Annotated in this window: 15 protein-coding genes and 1 pseudogene; 6 read left to right on the top strand and 10 right to left on the bottom strand. The window is 67.3% G+C overall.

What is annotated here, in order from left to right; translation table 11 throughout:
- Nucleotides 1-203 precede the first annotated feature (203 nt).
- From XaplCFBP3123_RS15415 to glyQ, 3 genes are all read right to left on the bottom strand, one after another.
- The gene (locus tag XaplCFBP3123_RS15415) at nt 204-1,793 is read right to left on the bottom strand and encodes a tetratricopeptide repeat-containing sulfotransferase family protein (protein ID WP_104534838.1); all 1,590 of its coding nucleotides are present in this window, start codon (nt 1,791-1,793) and stop codon (nt 204-206) included.
- The gene (gene glyS / locus XaplCFBP3123_RS15410; protein WP_104534837.1) at nt 1,793-4,030 is read right to left on the bottom strand and encodes a glycine--tRNA ligase subunit beta; all 2,238 of its coding nucleotides are present in this window, start codon (nt 4,028-4,030) and stop codon (nt 1,793-1,795) included. The genes XaplCFBP3123_RS15415 and glyS overlap by 1 nt, the downstream gene beginning before the upstream one ends.
- 188 nt (nt 4,031-4,218) lie before the next feature.
- Nucleotides 4,219-5,127 carry a glycine--tRNA ligase subunit alpha gene (gene glyQ / locus XaplCFBP3123_RS15405; protein ID WP_104534836.1) on the bottom strand — a complete coding sequence of 303 codons (909 nt, stop codon included), beginning with the start codon at nt 5,125-5,127 and terminating at the stop codon, nt 4,219-4,221.
- A gap of 90 nt (nt 5,128-5,217) precedes the next feature.
- Here glyQ and XaplCFBP3123_RS15400 point away from each other — a divergent pair, with 90 nt between their 5' ends.
- The 3 genes from XaplCFBP3123_RS15400 (at nt 5,218) to XaplCFBP3123_RS15390 (ending at nt 9,060) form a co-directional block, all read left to right on the top strand.
- Nucleotides 5,218-7,032, top strand: coding sequence for a GspE/PulE family protein (locus XaplCFBP3123_RS15400; protein WP_104534835.1), 1,815 nt, complete (start codon nt 5,218-5,220; stop codon nt 7,030-7,032).
- Between the two features lie 318 nt (nt 7,033-7,350).
- Nucleotides 7,351-8,112 carry a glutamine amidotransferase gene (locus XaplCFBP3123_RS15395; RefSeq protein ID WP_104534834.1) on the top strand — a complete coding sequence of 254 codons (762 nt, stop codon included), beginning with the start codon at nt 7,351-7,353 and terminating at the stop codon, nt 8,110-8,112.
- Nucleotides 8,113-8,160: 48 nt separating this feature from the next.
- A complete protein-coding gene (locus tag XaplCFBP3123_RS15390) occupies nt 8,161-9,060 on the top strand; it encodes a BPSS1780 family membrane protein (RefSeq protein WP_104534833.1) in 900 nt (299 codons plus the stop codon).
- Nucleotides 9,061-9,242: 182 nt separating this feature from the next.
- On the opposite strand, the gene tatC is transcribed toward XaplCFBP3123_RS15390, so the two are convergent.
- From tatC to XaplCFBP3123_RS15370, 4 genes are all read right to left on the bottom strand, one after another.
- Entirely contained in the window at nt 9,243-9,980 is a 738-nt protein-coding gene (tatC, locus tag XaplCFBP3123_RS15385) for a twin-arginine translocase subunit TatC (protein ID WP_104534832.1), read from the bottom strand.
- Nucleotides 9,977-10,627, bottom strand: coding sequence for a Sec-independent protein translocase protein TatB (tatB, locus tag XaplCFBP3123_RS15380; RefSeq protein ID WP_104534831.1), 651 nt, complete (start codon nt 10,625-10,627; stop codon nt 9,977-9,979). The genes tatC and tatB overlap by 4 nt, the downstream gene beginning before the upstream one ends.
- Nucleotides 10,628-10,642: 15 nt before the next feature.
- The gene (gene tatA, locus XaplCFBP3123_RS15375) at nt 10,643-10,870 is read right to left on the bottom strand and encodes a Sec-independent protein translocase subunit TatA (RefSeq protein ID WP_104534830.1); all 228 of its coding nucleotides are present in this window, start codon (nt 10,868-10,870) and stop codon (nt 10,643-10,645) included.
- Between the two features lie 73 nt (nt 10,871-10,943).
- On the bottom strand, nt 10,944-11,846 hold the full coding sequence (locus XaplCFBP3123_RS15370) for a lipid-binding SYLF domain-containing protein (protein ID WP_104534829.1): 903 nt from the start codon (nt 11,844-11,846) through the stop codon (nt 10,944-10,946).
- A 152-nt stretch (nt 11,847-11,998) separates the two neighbouring features.
- Here XaplCFBP3123_RS15370 and hemH point away from each other — a divergent pair, with 152 nt between their 5' ends.
- Together hemH and XaplCFBP3123_RS15360 are read left to right on the top strand one after the other, a co-directional pair.
- Nucleotides 11,999-12,964, top strand: coding sequence for a ferrochelatase (gene hemH / locus XaplCFBP3123_RS15365; protein WP_104535026.1), 966 nt, complete (start codon nt 11,999-12,001; stop codon nt 12,962-12,964).
- Nucleotides 12,965-12,966: 2 nt separating this feature from the next.
- Nucleotides 12,967-13,833 (top strand): alpha/beta fold hydrolase, encoded by an 867-nt coding sequence (locus XaplCFBP3123_RS15360; RefSeq protein ID WP_104534828.1) that lies wholly within the window; start codon nt 12,967-12,969, stop codon nt 13,831-13,833.
- A 78-nt stretch (nt 13,834-13,911) separates the two neighbouring features.
- On the opposite strand, the gene XaplCFBP3123_RS15355 is transcribed toward XaplCFBP3123_RS15360, so the two are convergent.
- The 3 genes from XaplCFBP3123_RS15355 to ttcA all read right to left on the bottom strand — a co-directional run bounded on the left by XaplCFBP3123_RS15355 (nt 13,912) and on the right by ttcA (nt 17,398).
- The gene (locus tag XaplCFBP3123_RS15355; RefSeq protein ID WP_172453302.1) at nt 13,912-14,697 is read right to left on the bottom strand and encodes a SprT family zinc-dependent metalloprotease; all 786 of its coding nucleotides are present in this window, start codon (nt 14,695-14,697) and stop codon (nt 13,912-13,914) included.
- A gap of 814 nt (nt 14,698-15,511) precedes the next feature.
- A complete protein-coding gene (locus XaplCFBP3123_RS15345) occupies nt 15,512-16,417 on the bottom strand; it encodes a recombination-associated protein RdgC (protein ID WP_007974628.1) in 906 nt (301 codons plus the stop codon).
- Nucleotides 16,418-16,483: 66 nt separating this feature from the next.
- Nucleotides 16,484-17,398 carry a tRNA 2-thiocytidine(32) synthetase TtcA gene (gene ttcA, locus XaplCFBP3123_RS15340; protein WP_104534825.1) on the bottom strand — a complete coding sequence of 305 codons (915 nt, stop codon included), beginning with the start codon at nt 17,396-17,398 and terminating at the stop codon, nt 16,484-16,486.
- A gap of 828 nt (nt 17,399-18,226) precedes the next feature.
- Between ttcA and XaplCFBP3123_RS15335 the strand changes: the two are divergent.
- Nucleotides 18,227-18,531: pseudogene (locus XaplCFBP3123_RS15335) on the top strand (xylose isomerase); the annotation flags it as partial.

The following is an 18,531-nucleotide window of genomic DNA, read 5'->3' as shown; positions in this document are numbered from 1 at the left end:
CACGGGGCTGCCGCTGGCGTTTTTGGCCAGGCATTAGGGCAAGCGTTTTTGAATCAAGCGCTCGGGGATCGCCGCTACTGCGATTAAGCGAGTTTGGTGTAGCCGAAAGGTGCGCAGCCCAAGCTGGCGACACGCAGGCACTTCGGCTGCGGGCACGCCGCATGCACCGATGCGGCATCCTCGCGTCGTCTTGCTGGCCGTTGTCAGCGTGCGTCAGCCTGGATCAGGCCGGCATGTAGCAAGGCCCGCCGCAGCGGCTCCAGCTGCGTGGCATAGTGCCGCCACTCGTCCACGTTGCGCTCATGCACACCTTCGCGCACCTGCACGCTGCTCAGCGTGGCCGATGCGGCCGCATTGCGGGTGATATCAATCTGCCCGGGCTCGATCTCCAGCCCGCAAGGCGCCATCAACTGCTGCAACACCGTGGATGGATCGCGCACCATCTGCGCATAGTCCACATCGATCACCCGGCCCGGCAATGCCGCGCGCCATTGCGCCATCAACGCGTGATACGCCTGATAGTGACGCGCCAACATGTGCAGGTCGTAGCTATAGGCATAGGAGTCGCCGAACAGCGCGCGGTAATTGGAAAAGCACACCGCCATCGGCTCGCGTACCAGATGCACGATCACTGCACCCGGCAAGGCGCGCGCGATCGCACCGATCGCCACCGCATTGGCCGGTAACTTGTCGATATACCAGCGCGCCGATCCGGCCCGCCATTGCGTCTGTTCCAGGTAACGCGCGCCGATCTGCGCGTAATCCAGCGTCGGCAGCGCCTGCAGCACACGCGCATCCAGCAGGCTGCGGCCGGCCTGGTCGGCGCCCCAACGCAGTTGATGGCCGAAGTCGTTCAACTCGCCCGCCGACACCACCTGGGAATGATTGCCCAGCATCCGCTCCAGCACCGTGGTGCCCGAGCGCGGCAAACCGAGCACGAAGATCGGTTGCGGGCCGTGCGTGGCAGCGGCTTGCTGCGGGGCGAACACGCCCTGGTCGGCCAACGCACCCAACTGCGCATACAACGCTGCCTCGGCGTCGGCGTCGTGACGCAGGCGCGCATGCATCACTGCGTTGCCATGCTGCAACGCGTCCCAGGCGGCCTGGGTCTGGCCGAGATCTTCCAGCTCCTTGTACAGCGCGAACGCCAGCCCGGCGCGATCTTCGCTGTCGGGCTTGGCACGTTGCAGTTGCTGACGCAGTTGCGCGACATGGTTGCTGCTGGCGGTCTGACGGCGCAGGCGTGCACGCGTCAACGCCGCGCGGCCATAGCCGGGCGTGTGTGCCAGCACCTGCTCCAGCGCCTGCGCCGCTTCATCGAGGCGACCGTTGAATTGCAACTGCACCGCGAGAAAGAAACGGAAATCCGGCCCATCGAATCCGTAGGCCTGCGCGCGCTGCATCATCGCCAGCGCGTCGCCATGCTCGCCCAGCGATTGATGCACATGCGCGAGCAGCGCCAACGTGGCGCCATCATTGCACTGCGTCACCGATGGATGCCGCAGCAAGGCATGCAGTGCGCGATGCTCGCCGACACGCAACAAGGCTTGCGCCACGCGGCAACGCATCGCCACCTCGTCACCCAGATCGCCTGCGGCCAGCCGCAATTGCGCCACCGCCTCGCGCATCCTGCCATTGGCCAGCACGGTGCCGGCCAGCAGCACGCGGGCCGACACATGCGCCGGCTCCACCTCCAGCAACGCCTGCAGCGCAGACGCCGCCACCCCCAGGTCGCGACGTGCCAACGCGGCCTGCGCGGTCTGCCAGTGCACCGCGCCGGCGGACGCGGCCATCAGCTGGACAGATGCTCGATGGCGGCCACGCTGCCGAGGCGGTCGCCGAGCTTTTTCAGCAGGGCCAGGCGGTTGGCGCGCAGTTGCGCGTCCTCGGCATTGACCATCACCCCGTCGAAGAACGCGTCCACCTGCGGGCGTAACCGCGCCAGGCGCGCGAGCACGGCGACGTAGTCGTGGCGGTGCAGCGCATCGCCGGTATCGCCGATGGCCGCTTCCACCGCTTCGGCCAGGGCTTCTTCGGCCGGTTCGCGCAGCAGGCTGGTGTCGATATCGCCGGGGATCTCTCCCTCGACCTTGCGCAGGATGTTGCGGATGCGCTTGTTGGCCGCGGCCAGGGCTTCGGCTTCGGGCAGCGTGGCGAAGATGCCGATCGCCTCGATGCGGCGGTCGAAGTCGTAGAGGGAGCCGTGGGTCGCGCCCAGGTGCGCTCCTACGAGCCCTGTAGGAGCGCCCTCGGGCGCGACCGAAAACAATGCGGCGACCGCATTGAAGTGGGTGGCAGGAACGCCCTTGTCTGCGTAGTAGCCGCGTAGGCGGTCGAGGATGAAGTCGAAAATCTCTGCATCTTGACCAGCCTGCGCCAACGCGGTGTGTGCTTCCTTTTCAACAGATGGCGGCAAAGCGGAACCGGCATCTTTTGCCTTGGCGATCGCAGTTTCTGTCTTGAGCAATTGTCTGGCACTTGCTTGGACATTGATCTGATTTCTAGCCTCTACAAGCAGCTTTTTCAAATCCAGATCAAACCCACTCTCAATCACCGTCCGCGCCAATCCCAACGCATTGCGCCGCAGCGCAAACGGATCCTTGTTGCCGGTCGGCTTCAAACCAGCTGCAAAGCCACCGGCCAACGTATCCAGCCGTTCGGCAATCGCCAGCACCTTGCCCAGTGGCGACAGTGCGATGTCGTCACCGGCGAAACGCGGCTGGTAGGCCTCGTCGATCGCCAGCGCAATCTCGCTGGGCTCGCCGGCGGCCTTGGCGTAATGGCGCCCGGCAATGCCCTGCAGCTCCGGGAATTCGTTGACCATGCGCGACTGCAGGTCGTTCTTGGCCAGCTGCACGGCGCGGCGCGCCTGCACCGGATCGGCACCGACCTGCGGCGCGATCGCCTCGGCCAGCGCCGCCACGCGCGCGACCTTCTCGGCCACCGTGCCCAGCTTGGCCTGGTAGGTGACGCTGGCCAGACCCGCGCCCATCGCCTCCAGCCCTTGCTTGAGGTCTTCGTCGAAGAAGAACTTGGCATCGGCAAAGCGCGGACGGATCACCCGCTCGTAGCCCTTGGCGACTTCGGCCACGTCCTTGGAAGCGATATTGGCGATGCCGATGAACTGCTCGGTCAACTTGCCGCCGTCGTCCAGCACCGGGAAGAATTTCTGGTTGATCTCCATGGTTTCGATCAGCGCTTCCTGCGGCACCGCCAGGAAGTCGCGCTCGAAACTGCACAGCACCGCCGATGGCCATTCGACCAGGTTGACCACCTGTTCCAGGTTGTCGTCGCTGATGCGCGCGCTGCCGCCGGCCTGCCTGGCGGCGGCTTCGACTTCCTCGACGATGCGCGCACGGCGTGCGTCGGCATCCACCAGCACATGCGCGGCGCGCAGCGCCTGGACGTAGTCGCCCGGCGCCGCCAGCGACACCTCGCCCTGATGCATGAAGCGGTGCCCGCGGGTGAGGCGATCGCCACGCACGCCCAGCAGCTCGGCCGGAATCACCGCATCGCCGAACAGCAGCACCAGCCACTGCACCGGCCGCGCGAAGGCGTACTCGTGCGCGCCCCAGCGCATCGGCTTGGGGATCGGCATCGCGGCGATCGCCTCGCGCAGGATGTCCGGCAGCAAGTCGGCCGTGCGCGCGCCCGGCGTCACCGCGCGATGCACGAAGCGCTCGCCCTTGGCGTCGCTGGTGCGCTCCAGCGCAGTCCAGTCGATGCCGGCCTTGGCGGCGAAACCGGCCAGCGCCTTGGTCGGCTTGCCCTCGGCATCCAGCGCGATGTTGAGATACGGCCCCAGCACTTCGGAGCGCTGCTCGGGCTGCTCGGTGGCCACGCCCGGCAGCAGCACCGCCAGACGGCGCGGCGTGGACAGCGGCTTGGCATCGCCACGGGTGACCGCGACGCCGCGTTTTTCCAGACCGGCCAGCACGCCATCGAAGAAGGCCTGCGCCAGACCCGGCAGCGCCTTGACCGGCAGCTCTTCGGTGCCCAGTTCGATCAGCAGGGGAAGTTGTTCGCTCATGTCAGGTGAACCTTGGCTTATGTCCCTTCTGCCATCAACGGACGAAGGTGACTGGAGAATGTCCTTCTCCCGCTAGCGGGAGAAGGTGGCGCGCCGCGCCGGATGAGGGTTGTGCCGAGGCGGCGGAGACGTACTGCCCCATCCGCCCTGCGGGCACCTTCCCCCGCTGGCGGGGGAAGGACACAGCATCAGCGCTTGACTGCGGGAAAGCCCAGCTTCTCGCGTTGTGCGTAATACGCCTGCGCCACGCCCTGCGCCAGCGCGCGCACGCGCAGGATGTAGCGCTGGCGTTCGGTCACGCTGATCGCGCGGCGCGCATCCAGCAGGTTGAACGCGTGGCTGGCCTTGGTGACCTGCTCGTAGGCCGGCAACGGCAGGCCGACCTCGACCAGGTGCTTGGCCTCGGCCTCGCAGGCGTCGAAGCGATGGAACAGCTCGGCCACATTGGCATGCTCGAAGTTGTAGGCGCTCTGCTCCACCTCGTTCTGGTGGTACACATCGCCGTAGCTGACCGGCGTGCCATCCGGGCCGTAGGTCCACACCAGGTCGTAGACGTTGTCGCAGCTCTGCAGGTACATGCACAGACGTTCCAGCCCGTAGGTGATCTCGCCCAGCACCGGCTTGCACTCCAGTCCGCCGGCCTGCTGGAAGTAGGTGAACTGGGTGACTTCCATCCCGTTGAGCCAGACTTCCCAGCCCAGGCCCCAGGCGCCCAGCGTCGGCGATTCCCAGTTGTCCTCGACAAAGCGCAGGTCGTGCACCAGCGGATCGATGCCCAAGGCCTTGAGCGACCCCAGGTACAGGTCCTGGATGTTGTCCGGGTTGGGCTTCATCGCCACCTGGTACTGGTAATAGCGCTGCAGGCGGTTGGGGTTTTCGCCGTAGCGGCCGTCGGTGGGACGGCGCGAGGGCTGCACGTAGGCCGCATTCCACGGCTCCGGTCCCAGCGCGCGCAGGAAGGTGGCCGGATGGAACGTGCCTGCGCCCACTTCCAGGTCCAGCGGCTGGATCAGCACACAGCCTTGCTCGGCCCAGTACTGGTTGAGGGTCTGGATCAGGCCCTGGAAAGTGATTGGAACGCGCCGGGAATCGGACATGCAGCAAAGGCCGTGCGGAAGGGGTGCGCTAGTATACCGGCCGACCCGCAGCGCTTTGCCGCGGAGCACCGCTGCAGGGGGCGAACAAGCATGGAACAGCGGCGTACGGCCGATCCAGGGGGTACGGTGGCGATCCTGCCGCGCGGCCGGCTGATGTTCGACCCGGTGGCTGCCGCGTTGCTCGCCGATGGCATGGTGGTGCCGCACGAATACGAGCGTGTGCAGTTCTCTGCCGCCGGCGTGCGCAATGCCAGCGAGGTGCATCCGCTGGTGCTGCTGGCCAATCTCAAACTGCATGCCGCGCAGCCGCCAGCCGGCGAACTCGGGCTGGAACGGCTGACCGAATGGCTGGCCACCCGCACCGGCCTGCGCTACCTGCGCATCGATCCGACCCGCATCGATGTGGCCGCAGTCACCGGCGTGGTCTCGCATGCGTATGCGCGCCGCCACCGCATCCTGCCGCTGGCGCTGGATACCGAGCGCGTGCTGATCGCCACCAGCGAGCCGCTGGCGCTGGACTGGCTGGCCGACGTGCAGCATCTGAGCCGGCGCCGCATCGAACTGGCGCTGATCAATCCGCTGGACCTGCATCGCTACACGATGGAGTTCTTCGGCGTGACGCAGTCGGTGAGAGGCGCGCGCGGCGATGTGCGCAGCGCCGAACCCGGTGCCGGCCTGCCCAGTTTCGAGCAGCTGGTGGAACTGGGCCGCGCCGGCGACGTCAATGCCGACGACCACCACATCGTGCATATCGTCGACTGGCTGCTACAGTACGCCTACGAACAGCGGGCCAGCGACATCCATCTGGAGCCGCGTCGCGAGGCCGGGCGCATGCGCTTCCGCATCGACGGGGTGCTGCACAAGGTGCTGGAAGTGCCGCCGTCGGTGATGACCGCGGTGGTCAGCCGCATCAAGGTGCTCGGCCGCATGGACCTGGCCGAACGCCGCCGCCCACAGGATGGCCGCATCAAGACCCGCTCGCCGGGCGGGCGCGAGGTGGAAATGCGCCTGTCCACGATGCCTACCGCGTTCGGCGAAAAGTGCGTGATGCGCATCTTCGACCCGGATTCGGCGTTCAAGAGCATCGAGCAACTCGGCTTCAGCCCGGAAGAAGCCGCCGGCTGGAGCGCGCTGGTCGAGCGCCCGCATGGCATCGTGCTGGTCACCGGCCCCACCGGCTCGGGCAAGACCACCACGCTGTATTCCACGCTCAAGCGCCTGGCCACGCCGGATGTGAACGTGTGCAGCGTGGAAGACCCGATCGAAATGATCGCGCCGGAATTCAACCAGATGCAGGTCCAGCAGAACATCGACCTGGACTTCGCCAGCGGCGTGCGCACGCTGCTGCGGCAGGACCCGGACATCATCATGATCGGCGAAATCCGCGACCTGGAGACCGCGCAGATGGCGGTGCAGGCCTCGCTGACCGGGCATCTGGTGCTGTCCACGCTGCACACCAACGACGCCGCCTCGGCGATCACGCGCCTGCTGGACCTGGGCGTGCCGCATTACCTGGTGGCGTCCACGCTCAACGGCGTGCTGGCGCAGCGGCTGGTGCGCACCCTGTGCCTGCACTGCAAACGCCCGCAGACGCTCAGCGACGATGAGTGGGCGGCGATCCGCGAGCCGGGCGAAGCGCTGCCGGAGGTGCTGAACGTGCACGCGCCGGTCGGCTGCCTGGAATGCCGCCGCACCGGCTATCTGGGCCGTGTCGGCCTGTACGAGTTGCTGCCGGTGAGCCCGCGCCTGCGCAGCCTGATCCGCGCCGACACCGACCTGGCCAGCTTCAGCCACGCCGCGCGTGGCGAGGGCCTGCGCACGCTGCGCCGCACCGGCCTGGAGAAGGTCGCCGCCGGGCTGACCACGGTGGAAGAGGTGTTGTCGGTGTTGCCGCCACGGGAGTAAGGGGATTGCCTGGCTCGTTTGCTCCCTTCTCCCACCGGGAGAAGGTGCCCGAAGGGCGGATAAGGGGACGTCGGCACATGCACATGCAGCCCTTGCTGACGCCCGCGACACAGCTCGCGGCGCAAACGGCCCAACCCACTGCACCCATCCCGTCCATCCCCGGACGCCGGTCGCCGGTCGCCCCCGCCCCACCGCCACGCCATCAGTACATAGCCATCCGGAATAACCTTAGCTGCATGCGTTGGCACGCCAATTGAAAAAAACCGGCGCGAGCTGCCTACAATCGGGCATATCAGTCGCTGCTGGATTTCCGTCCGCATGTCCGCCTTGCCGTTCCTGATCATCGAAACCGGGCATCCCGTGCCGGAGATGAAGCGATACGGCCGCTTTCGGCACTGGATCCGCGTTGCGGCCGGGCTGGCCGAGCATGAGACCGTCGCCATCGATGTCGCCAACGGCGACCGCCTGCCCGACCGCGACGGCTTTGCCGGCACCATCGTCAGCGGCTCGGCCGCCTACGTCACCGACCGCGCCGACTGGAGCGAACGCAGTGCCGCCTGGCTGCGCGATGCCGCCCACCAGGGCATGCCGCTGCTCGGCATCTGCTACGGCCACCAGCTGCTGGCGCACGCGCTGGGCGGCGAGGTCGACTACAACCCGGCCGGGCGCGAGTCCGGCACGATCGCGCTGGAATTGCACCCGCCAGCCGAGCAGGACCCCTTGTTTGCGGGCCTGCCGGCGCATTTCCCGGCGCACGCCACGCATATGCAGACCGTGGTGCGCGCCCCGGACGGGGCCATCGTGCTGGCGCATTCGCGGCAGGACCGTTGCCATGCCTTCCGCTGGGGCCAGGCCACCTGGGGCGTGCAGTTCCACCCCGAGTTCGCCACCCACCACATGCGCGGCTATGTGCAGGCGCGCGCCGAGTGCATCGCCCGCCACGGCCATTGCGCCCGCACGGTCGCCCGCGAGGTCACCGCCGCGCCGATCGCGCGCAAGCTGCTGCGCCGGTTCGTGCATCACGCACGCGGCCTGCAAACAGTGGCCACTCATCCCGCCGCACACACGCAAAAGCAGTGATAATCGCGCTACGCCGGATGGTCCGGTGCGTATCGATCCGGAATGGGAATGAGCGAAATCCGCAAGGTGCCGGCGTCTGCCGGTGCAGAATGGCTGTTGACCGGTTTCTCGCTGTTGAAGCGGGCGCCGCTGGCGCTTGGCTCGCTGGGGGTGATCTGGAGCGTGGCGGCCACCCTGGTGGTGTCGCTGTCGGTGCTGGTGCCGCTGCTGGGCCCGGCCCTGCAGTTCCTGCTGGTGCTGGCCGGCCCGCTGTTCATGGGCGGGCTGCTGTGGGCGATCCGCGAGGTCGACGAAGGCCGCATCGCCAAGCCGTCGCATCTGCTGCACGGCCTGCAGGACGGCCGCGCGCCGCACCTGCTGGTGTCGCTGCTGCCGCAGCTGATCGCCGGCCTGCTGCTGGGCGTGCTGCTGCTGGTGATGATCGGCGCCAGCGGGCTGCAGCAGCTGTCCGAGGTGATGATCAAGATCAACCAGATCAGCCAGTCCGGCGCGCAGCCGGACCCGGTGCAGATCGAGCAGCTGGCCGCCAGCCTGCCAGCCGGCCGCATCCTGCTGTGGTTGCTGCTGACCATCGCCACGTTCGCGGCGATGACGCTGGCGCTGTTCGTGATGCCGCCGCAGGTGATGTTCGCCCGCAGCACCGGCGGCCATGCGCTGCGCGAGAGCTTGCGAGCAAGCCTGCACAACCTGCCGGCGATGCTGGTGTTCTTCGTGCTGGCCTTCATCGCCATCTTCGCGATCTATTTCGCGGTGATGATCGTGGCGCTGATCGTCGGCCTGGTGGCCGGCCAGACCGTGGCGATGTGGCTGGCCCAGCTGCTGCTGATGGCGGTGCTGATGCCGGTGTTCGCCGGCTCGGTGTACGCCGCATGGAAGCAGATGTTCACCCACACAGGCGCAACCGCGCAGCCCACGGCACCGTCGCGCCCGGATGTGTTTGCAGCCTGATCGCCTTGATCCGGGGATGTGCTGACAACGAAACCCTGATCCGTAGGAGCGCACCTGGGCGCGACGAAGCTTTCCTCGGGAGAGCCCCGGTCGCGCCCGGGTGCGCTCCTACGGGGTGATTGCGTCCGGGTGATGCCGGGTTGCGCACCTGCATGCCGGTGCGCCTCACCACAGCCAAGCCGCTAGGCGGCCTTCGGCCCCACCGCGCGCGAGGCGATGATGCCCAGCTCGTACAGCAGGCACATCGGGATGGCCAGCATCAGCTGCGACACCACGTCCGGCGGGGTGAGCACCGCGGCCAGGATGAAGATGCCGACAATGGCATAGCCGCGGCCTTCGCTCAGCTGCTTGGGGCTGACCCAGCCCAGCAGCACCAGGATCACCAGCGCCACCGGCAACTCGAAGCTGGCACCGAAGGCGAAGAAGATCGCCAGCACGAAATCCAGGTACGAATTGGCGTCCGGGGTAATGGCGATCACGTCCGGCTTGAACGTGGTCAGGAAGTGGAACACCGCCGGCAACACCAGGAAATACGCGAACGCGCAGCCGATGTAGAACAGCGCCACCGCCGAGGCCAGCAACGGGAATGCGAGTTTCTTCTCGCGCTGGTACAGGCCCGGCGCCACGAAGGCCCAGGCCTGATACAGCAGCCACGGCACGCTGAAGAACACCGCCACGAAGAAGGTCAGCTTGAGCGGGGCGAAGAACGCGCCGGCCGGGTTCATCGCGATCATCGTCTGCCCCAGCGGCAGTTGCGAAATTAGCGGCGCGGCCAGCCACGAATAGATCGCGCGTGAAAACGGCAGCAGCGCCAGCAACACCACGCCCAGCCCGATCAGGGCGCGCACCAGGCGCGCGCGCAATTCGACCAGATGCTCGATCAGACTGCTTTCGGCCTGTGCGTCGTCGAACAGGCTCACGGCTGTGTCCCCTGGATCTTGCCCGGCTCGGTCGGCTCGGTCGGCTCGGTCGGCGCCTTCAGCGTGCTCGGCTCCATCGGCGTGGTGGTGACCGGCGTCTGCGCATGCGCGCTGGTGCTGGTGAGATGCGCTGCATGCGGCGCCGGCACCACGGGGTCATGTGGGGCCGGCACCAATGTCTGATGGGGCGCCGGAGCAATGGGCTGTGCCTGGGCAATGACCGATGCCGCAGCCGCATGTTCAGGTGCATCGGCTGCGCCCGCTGCCGACGCAGCATTGGCCCCAGCCGACAAATCCGCATGCGCCAGCTCCAGTGGCGTGGCCACCGGTGCCGCACTGCTGCGGATATCGATATCGCGGCCGACCTCATGATGCAGCGCGCGCGCGCCCTGCTCCAGATGCTGCTGCTTGTTGCGCAACTGGTCTTCGGCCTCGCGCAGCGAGGCTTGTACATCCTGCAGGCTGCGCTTGAGCTCTTCGGCCTCCAGCTCGCGCTCCAGTTCCTGCTTGACCGAATCCCACTGCATGCGCGCGCGGCGCACCCACAAACCGGCGAACCGGGCCGCCTTGGGCAAGCGCTCGGGACCGAGCACTACCAGGGCGACGATCGCAATCAGCGTCAGTTCGCCAACACCTATGTCAAACACCGACGCCGCTCCGGATCAACGCGCGTCGCGATCGCGCTCGGCCTGCGCCTGCCGTGCCTGCTCGGCAGTGCGGCTGTCGTCGCCGAGCTTGCCGGCCGGCTTGTCCTCGTCGTGCATGCCTTTCTTGAATTCCTTGACCGCGCTGCCGAGATCCTTGGCGCCGCTGGTGAGCCGCTTGGTACCGAACACCAGCAACACGATCACCAGCACGATCAGCCAGTGCCAAATGCTGAAACCGCCCATGATCTGCTCGCTTGCTGAAGAAGAAGGAAGACGCAGGATACCCCAGCGCACCGCGCAGGGGGATGACAGCGGGTTAGCGGTTGCCGTCCAGCGATTCGGTGCGGATTTCGCCATCGGACACCGGCTGGAAGCCCTGCTGCGGCGGTGGCGTGGCGCTGGGCTGCATCGGCACGGTGCTGGCCTCGTTGGCCGGCGGCGGCGGTGTGCTCGCGGCCTGTGCCGGTGGCGGAGTCTGCGGACGCGGTGCAGGTGCGGTGCCCTCGGCGGCGCCATCGGTGCCGCGATTGGCGCGTGCGGTGTAGGTCGCTTCTTCCAGGCGGTCGCGGAAGGCGATCACGTCGGTGGAGGCACGCTCGTTGGTACGCCCTTCGAAGATCATGCGCGGGGTGGCGCCGCCACCGTAGGCGTTGAGGTCGGCGGCATCGTCGATCTGCAGCACCGCACCGTCCAGCGCCACGCCGGCGAACAGGCCACGGGCGCGCGACCACGACCAGATTTCGGCCTTGAGCTGGCCATCGGTAGCCGCGGCGGCATTGCGGCCCACCGGGCCGGCGGCCACGCCGGCATCGGCGCCGAGGGTGAACTTGCCGTTGACGATGTTGTCCAGGCTGCGGTCGTTGCGGAACACCAGCACCACGTCGGAGGACTGCACGCCGGCCTGGAAGCCGATGCTGCCGCCGGTGAGTTTGACGAACACCGGCTGCGACCAGCTGCCGTCGGCATTCTTCATCGACATCAGGCCGTGCCCGCGACGGCCGCCGATCACCAGCCCGGCCTTGAGCGTGTCGGGGATGACCACGATGGCGCGCGCCTCGTCGAGCAGCTTGTCCGGGATGGCCTGCTCGGGAATCTTCATGATCTCGTTGAGCACGCGCACCGCGTTACGCGCGCGCTGGTCCTCTTCCGGGCCGGCGACGGCATGGCCGGCGGCGAAGGTCAGCGACAACAACAGGGCCAGGCGCGACAGACGAGGCATGACAAGCTCCAAAGGACAATCCATTAAAGATAGCAATGGCGCGACGTTAGTGGTGGCGCAATGAATCGGTGGTGAGCGCAACCGGGGGCCAGAGGCGGTCAATGGGGGCGATCGATGCGCTGTCCTCGGCAGCACTGCTGCGCTCTGCCAGAATGGTGCGCATGAACACCACCCCCGATACCGCCCTGCTGGTCGTCAATCTCGGCACGCCCGAGTCGCCAACCGCCCCGGCCGTGCGCCGCTACCTGGCCGAATTCCTCAGCGACCGCCGCGTGGTCGCGATCCCGCCGCTGTTCTGGAAGCCGCTGCTGTATGGGGTGATCCTGCCGATCCGCGGGCCCAAGTCGGCCGAGAAATACGCCAAGGTCTGGCTGCCGGACGGCTCACCGCTGGCGGTGTACACGCGCCGCCTGGCCGAGGGCCTGAAGGAGGTCATGCCGGACTGGCATGTGGAGTGGGCCATGCGCTATGGCGCCCCGGCCCTGCGCAAGACGCTGGACGCACTGCGTGCGCGCGGCATCAAGCGCATCGTGGTGCTGCCGTTGTATCCGCAGTATTCCACCACCACCACCGCCTCGATCCAGGACGTGATCGATGCCTGGCGCCCGAGCGCGCCGGAGATCGCGGTGGAGGTGATCCAGGAGTATTGCGAAGACGCCGGCTGGGTCGCGGCGATCGCCGATTCGATCCGTGCGCACTGGCAGGCGCACGGGCGCAGCGAAAAGCTGATGTTCTCCTTCCACGGCCTGCCGCAGCGCGTGGCCAATGCCGGCGATCCGTATCCGCAGCAATGCGAGCGCAGCGCGCAGGCCATCGTCGCCGCGCTGGGCCTGGGCGCGGACGAATGGCAGATGGGCTACCAGTCGCGCTTCGGCTCGGAGCGTTGGTTGCAGCCCTACGCCGAACCGACCTTGTGGAAACTGGCCGAAGGCGGCGTGCGCAGCTTCGACCTGGTGTGCCCGGGTTTTGCCACCGACTGCCTGGAAACCCTGGAAGAAGTGGCGTTGGGCTTTGCCGAAACGCTGGCCGAACGCGGCGCAACGCTCAGCTATATCCCCTGCCTCAACGCCAGCCCGGCGCATGCGCAGGCACTGGCCGCAGTGGCGCGGCGCGCGTGAGGTTGGAGCCGTTTGCGTGCGACCTGGCGATCGGCCGGGTCACCGGACTGCGCAATCCCGATCGCGGCCCGCGCCGGGTGCTGGCCCTGCATGGATGGCTGGACAACGCCGCCAGCTTCCTGCCGCTGAGCGCGCACCTGCACGCGCAGGACCTGGATCTGGTGTTGCTCGATCTGCCCGGTCACGGCCACAGCGCGTGGCTGCCGACCGGTGCCGAATACACGCTCAGCAGCGCGATCGGCATTCTGCTGCAGGTGGCCGATGCGCTGGGCTGGGAGCGCTTCAGCGTGCTCGGCCACTCGCTGGGCGGCGGCGTTGCCAGCCTGCTGGCCGCTGCGGCGCCGGAACGCGTGGACGCCTTGATCGCGATCGAGGCGCTGGGCGCGCTGGCCGAGCCGGTCGAGAGCACCGCCACCCGCCTGCGCGATGCGGTGGCGTCGGCACGCACACTGGCGCAGCGGCCGTTGCGGGTGTTTCCGTCGATGGAGATGCCGGTGCGCGCACGCATGATGGCCAACCAGCTCACCGAACCGGCCGCGCGGCTGCTGGTGGAGCGCGGCGTCTGCCCGGTCGAAGGCGGCTATAGCTGGTGCAGCGACCCGCGCCTGACCTTGCCCACCGCGATCCGCATGACCGAAGCGCAGATCGACGTGCTGCTGGCCTCCATCGCCTGCCCGACCCAGGCCATCTTCGCCACGCCGGCGCAGGTGTACTTCCCCGCTGCCTTGCGCGATCACCGTGTGGCGCTGATGCGCGATGCACGCCTGCAGTTGTTGCCCGGCACCCACCATGTGCACATGGAAGCACCCGAAGCGGTGGCGGCGGTGATCAACGAATTCCTGGCGTCGCTGCCGCCGCAGCGCGCGTGATGCGGGTGACGCGAGCATGCGTCGGCGCGATGCGAATGCGCTGAGGTTCCTGCGGTTTGTTGCCTGGCACGCGACAGCTCACTCTGCCTGCAGCAACCGCCGCAGCTGCGCCTTGAGCTGGCGGCCGTGTTCGTGAAAATAGCTGCGCTCGTCGCGCCAGGCGGGAAAGCGCTGCTCCACCTCGGCCCAGAACGCGGGCGAGTGGTTGGCCTGCAGCAGATGGCAGAGCTCGTGCACCAGCACGTATTCGAACGCGGACGGACGGCCGAGCACCAGCGCCAGATCCAGCGCCATCGAGCCATCCGGTGCCAGCGAGCCCCACTGCGAGGACATCACCTTCAGCCGCACCCGCGCCGGCGCGCGCGGCAGGCCGGGCAGATAGCTTGGCAACCAGCGGCCGACATCGGCGCGCGCCTGCGCTTCGTAGAATTCCTTCAGCGTGCGGCGCAGGCCTGCATCGCCCAGGCGGGTCGGTACATGGAACTGCGCGCCGTCATCGGTAATTTCGATACGCGCGTAGCGCCCGTCGTGCCAGCTCAGCGGCAACAAGGCGCCGCGTAACGGCAGCAACCCCGGCACGCCACGCGCCAACGCCGGAAAGGCATCGACCTGCTGATAACGCGACAGCTGCGTGCCCAACCAGTCCAGGTGCGCCAGCAGAAAGCGCTCGCCCGACACCAGGCTTGCGCGCAGCGGCAAGGTCAGCCGCGCACCGCGTTCGTCCACACTGAGCTTGATGCGCCGCGCGCGCGGGTCGCGCACGCGCAGTACCGCGATTTCGCGCCCGTCCAGCTGCAGGCGCACGCAGTCGCGTTCGACAACCTGCGGGGCGGGCGCGATCAGACGGCGGACGGGCTTGAACATCGGCACAGGATAGCGCTGCGCTGTGTCAGGTGGTGAGATGGCGCGATTGATACATGCGATGTTGACGCTACCTGGAGCGGCTCACAAGACGACGTCGCCCATCGTCAGGTGGGCGCAGCGGACGTCCGTGGATCTGCGACCTGGCTGCAGGGCTTTGAGTAAAACAGTCCGCACACTGTCTGGTGCAGTGTCCTCGCCGGTTGCGGGCTCGTTGGCGGCATGGATGCCGCCAACGAGCCCCGAAGGATGGGTTCGCGGCGTGTCCCGCGAGTGGTGAGGGCACCGCGCACTCGACGCTGCGCGTTGGCTGCAGGGCCCTTGCCCGCCCACCGTCGCGGGACACGCTGCAAGTACGTCCCTGTAAGCTCTTACGCGGCATCCCTGCCGCGTAAGGTCCCGCGACGGTGGGCGGGCAAGGACCAGTCGAGATGGTCGGTATGTGTGGTTGCAAGCAGTGCATGGCGTGCTCTGCTTGGATCACGGGGCGTTCGCTCAACCTCTCACCATTTTTCCAGCGCAAGCCGAGCGGCTACCGGCCTCCAGCACCCAATTTACAAACGTCTCATCTGCCCACCGAAAGCCGAGTGACACGCTTTTAGAATCCAGCCGACCAACTGTCTGTTGCAGTGTCCTCGCCGGTTGCGGGACCGTGTGGCGGCATGGATGCCGCCACCGAGCCCCCAGGGATGGGTTCGCGGCGTGTCCCGCGAGCGGTGAGGGCGCCGCACACTCGACTCACCGAGCTGTTGATTTAGACCTCGGATGATTCAAGCCGCGCATCGCACCTCGACGACGCCGCCGTTCGACGTCCTGGTTACTCCGCCTTGCTCAGCTTCAGCGCGGTTTCCAGCAGCAGGAACAGGCGCCGGATTTCGGCGCTCATCAGCGCGAAGCGCGCGTCGAGTTCGGCGCGCGCGCCGTCGTCTTCGCTGTGTTCGAGCTGGTCCAGTGCGCCATCGAGGAACTTGAGCTTGCGGATCACCAGATCGTCGCCGAGGACGAACGACAGATTGTCGTCCAGCACCAGCGCCAGCTTGGTCACCTGCTTGCCGGCTTCCAGGTGCTTGTCGATCTCGTCGCCGCGCAGTTCCTGGTGCTGGCACTTGACCACCGCGCCGCCTTCGATCGGGTCCTTCATCTCGCACTCTTCGCCCAGGCTCAGGCCTTCGGGCAGGGGTTCGCCGGCGATCCAGCCGGTGAGGATGGCACGCGGTGCGACTTCGGCATTCAACGGCAGTGCCGGGAAGCTGCCGAGTGCGCCGCGGATCTCGCTCATCACGTTCTCGCCGCTCTTGCGGCTGGAGCTGTTGACCGCGATGTAGCCGTGCTGCAGGTCCAGGATGGCATCGGTACGCGAGCTCTTGACGAAGGCGCGCGGCAACAACTCATGGATCAGGTCGTCCTTCAGGCGCTTGCGGGCCTTGCCACCGGGACGACGGCCTTCCTTCTCTTCGATCTCGGCGACCTTGCGCTCGAGCAGGTCGTTGACCACCGCGCCAGGCAGGATCTTGTCCTCGCCACCGACGGTGAGCCAGAGGAAATCTTCCAGACGGTGCGAGAGCACTTCCTGCTCGTCGCGGCCGAACGGGGAAATGAAACCGCGCGAGCTCATTTCCAGCGGGCCGACCGGCTTGAGCTGCACTTGCGGCAGCAGCGTGTCGATCTCGGAGAAATCCAGCGTGGTCGGGAAACGGAACAGGGTGAGATTACGAAAGAACATGCGTCGGACCGAAGAGGAGGAAGAAACGTGGAGGGTGGGAAGACTGCCGCCGCCGTGGTGGCCGCGTCACTCGCTGTCGTGTGCGCTGTCGCCGGCAGCGAGCCAGGCGTTGGAGTCGGGACCGGGCGGTGCGACCTGGCCGCTGCGGCCCAGCGACAGGAAATCGAACAACGCGCGGTCGGCCAGTTGCTCGGGCCGCACATCGCCCAGCGCGCGGGCGATCTGCTCGACCCGCCCGGGCTGCTCGCGGTCCCATTGCTGCAGCATGCGGCCGACCTGTTGGCGCTGCAGGTTTTGCTGGCTGCCGCACAGGTTGCACGGAATGATCGGGAACTGGCGCGCCTGCGCATAGGCGGCGATGTCGGCTTCGCGCACATAGGCCAGCGGGCGGATCACCACGTGCTGGCCGTCGTCGCTGCGCAGCTTGGGCGCCATCGCCGCGAGCCGGGCGTGGTGGAACAGGTTCATGAAGAACGTGGCCACGATGTCGTCGCGGTGATGGCCGAGCGCGATCTTGGTCACGCCGTGCGCCTGCGCGTAGGCATACAGCGCACCGCGCCGCAGCCGCGAGCACAACGAACACATGGTCTTGCCGGCCGGGATCACCCGGCTGACCACCGAATAGGTGTCCTGCTCGACGATGGCGAACGGCACATCCAGCCCGCGCAGATAGGTAGGCAGGACGTGGGCGGGGAAGTCGGGCTGCTTCTGGTCCAGATTGACTGCCACCAGGGTGAACGGCACCGGCGCCTTGCGCTGCAACTGCAACAGCATGTCCAGCAAGGTGTAGCTGTCCTTGCCGCCGGACAGGCAGACCATGATCTTGTCGCCGGGCGCGATCATGCCGAAGTCGGCAATCGCCTGGCCCACCTGGCGCTGCAGGCGTTTGCCCAGGCGCGCCTGCTCACGCTGCAGCCGCTGGCGCGGGTCGCGCGGCGCGGGGTCGGCCAGGGGTTGCGGCAGCGGCAGGACAGCGGTCATAAGCCGGCCATTGTAGCGGCCGGGGGGATTGGGATTGGGATTGGGATTGGGATTGGGATTGGGATTGGGTCGTGAGGCCAGAGGTGGCTGCCCCCATCCGCCCTTCGGGCACCTTCCCCCGTTAACGGGGGAAGGGAGCAAGCTCTCACTACGGGGGAGCGCCTCCCACCCAACCCTCTCCCGGCGGTTTCCCTCTCCTGGCGATTCCCTCTCCCGGCAGTTCTCTTTCGTGGCGATCCCTCTCCCGGCGGTTCCCTCTCCCGGCGGTTCCCTCTCCTGGCGATCCCTCTCCCGGCAGTTCCCTCTCGTGGCGATCCCTCTCCTGGCGATCCCTCTCCTGGCGATCCCTCTCCTGGCGATTCCCTCTCGTGGCGATTCCCTCTCGTGGCGATTCCCTCTCGTGGCGATTCCCTCTCCCGCATGCGGGAGAGGGTGCCCGAAGGGCGGGTGAGGGCCGTACGCCCCAACCCACCAACTACCGGTCATCACCACACCTGGCCGCTACGCAACAATTCGTATCTCGCAGCGCAGCAAGCCTTTCGGCGCCGGGCTGGGTAAAGTCGGTCAGACCGCTTCACTCGGGATCGGCATGGCATCTTCAGCTTCGCTCCATGGCGCGGCTTTTTTCGGTCGCGATTGTGGTAGCGCTAACATTTTGTGCGGCGTGGGTCATCGCCCGCGCCCACATTCGCCTCCGGCGCTGATTGAGCGTGCGCGCTGGTGGCGGGCGGTGGCGGTGCGCATGCGCGATCGCTGCGCTACGTGGCTGGCCACTGGCTTGCGACACCTTTCCCTTCTCCCCTCGCCTCTGCGCAGGAGTTCCACCCCATGAGCAACACCATCTACATCGGCGCCAAAGAATATTTCCCCGGCATCGGCAAGATCGGCTTCGAAGGCCGCGACTCTGACAACCCGCTGGCGTTCAAGGTCTACGACGCCAACAAGCAGATCGGCGACAAGACCATGGCCGAGCACCTGCGCTTTGCCGTGGCCTACTGGCACAGCTTCTGCGGCAACGGCGCCGATCCGTTCGGCCCGGGCACGCGTGCGTACCCGTGGGATATCGGCAACACCGCGTTGAATCGCGCCGAAGCCAAGGCCGATGCCGCGTTCGAATTCTTCACCAAGCTCGG

It is taken from the genome of Xanthomonas arboricola pv. populi, from assembly GCF_002939945.1.
GTDB classification, from domain to species: domain Bacteria; phylum Pseudomonadota; class Gammaproteobacteria; order Xanthomonadales; family Xanthomonadaceae; genus Xanthomonas; species Xanthomonas arboricola_A.
The sequence above is the reverse complement of the archived record's forward strand: the minus strand, read 5'-3'. Positions and strand labels throughout refer to the sequence as shown.

What these genes read in the sequence shown, in the direction of transcription:
- XaplCFBP3123_RS15415 (WP_104534838.1), bottom strand. Translation starts at nt 1,793, where the DNA reads ATGGCCGCGTCCGCCGGCGCGGTGCACTGGCAGACCGCGCAGGCCGCG.
- glyS (WP_104534837.1), bottom strand. Translation starts at nt 4,030, where the DNA reads ATGAGCGAACAACTTCCCCTGCTGATCGAACTGGGCACCGAAGAGCTG.
- glyQ (WP_104534836.1), bottom strand. Translation starts at nt 5,127, where the DNA reads ATGTCCGATTCCCGGCGCGTTCCAATCACTTTCCAGGGCCTGATCCAG.
- XaplCFBP3123_RS15400 (WP_104534835.1), top strand. Translation starts at nt 5,218, where the DNA reads ATGGAACAGCGGCGTACGGCCGATCCAGGGGGTACGGTGGCGATCCTG.
- XaplCFBP3123_RS15395 (WP_104534834.1), top strand. Translation starts at nt 7,351, where the DNA reads ATGTCCGCCTTGCCGTTCCTGATCATCGAAACCGGGCATCCCGTGCCG.
- XaplCFBP3123_RS15390 (WP_104534833.1), top strand. Translation starts at nt 8,161, where the DNA reads ATGAGCGAAATCCGCAAGGTGCCGGCGTCTGCCGGTGCAGAATGGCTG.
- tatA (WP_104534830.1), bottom strand. Translation starts at nt 10,870, where the DNA reads ATGGGCGGTTTCAGCATTTGGCACTGGCTGATCGTGCTGGTGATCGTG.
- XaplCFBP3123_RS15370 (WP_104534829.1), bottom strand. Translation starts at nt 11,846, where the DNA reads ATGCCTCGTCTGTCGCGCCTGGCCCTGTTGTTGTCGCTGACCTTCGCC.
- hemH (WP_104535026.1), top strand. Translation starts at nt 11,999, where the DNA reads ATGGTGCGCATGAACACCACCCCCGATACCGCCCTGCTGGTCGTCAAT.
- XaplCFBP3123_RS15355 (WP_172453302.1), bottom strand. Translation starts at nt 14,697, where the DNA reads ATGTTCAAGCCCGTCCGCCGTCTGATCGCGCCCGCCCCGCAGGTTGTC.
- XaplCFBP3123_RS15345 (WP_007974628.1), bottom strand. Translation starts at nt 16,417, where the DNA reads ATGTTCTTTCGTAATCTCACCCTGTTCCGTTTCCCGACCACGCTGGAT.
- ttcA (WP_104534825.1), bottom strand. Translation starts at nt 17,398, where the DNA reads ATGACCGCTGTCCTGCCGCTGCCGCAACCCCTGGCCGACCCCGCGCCG.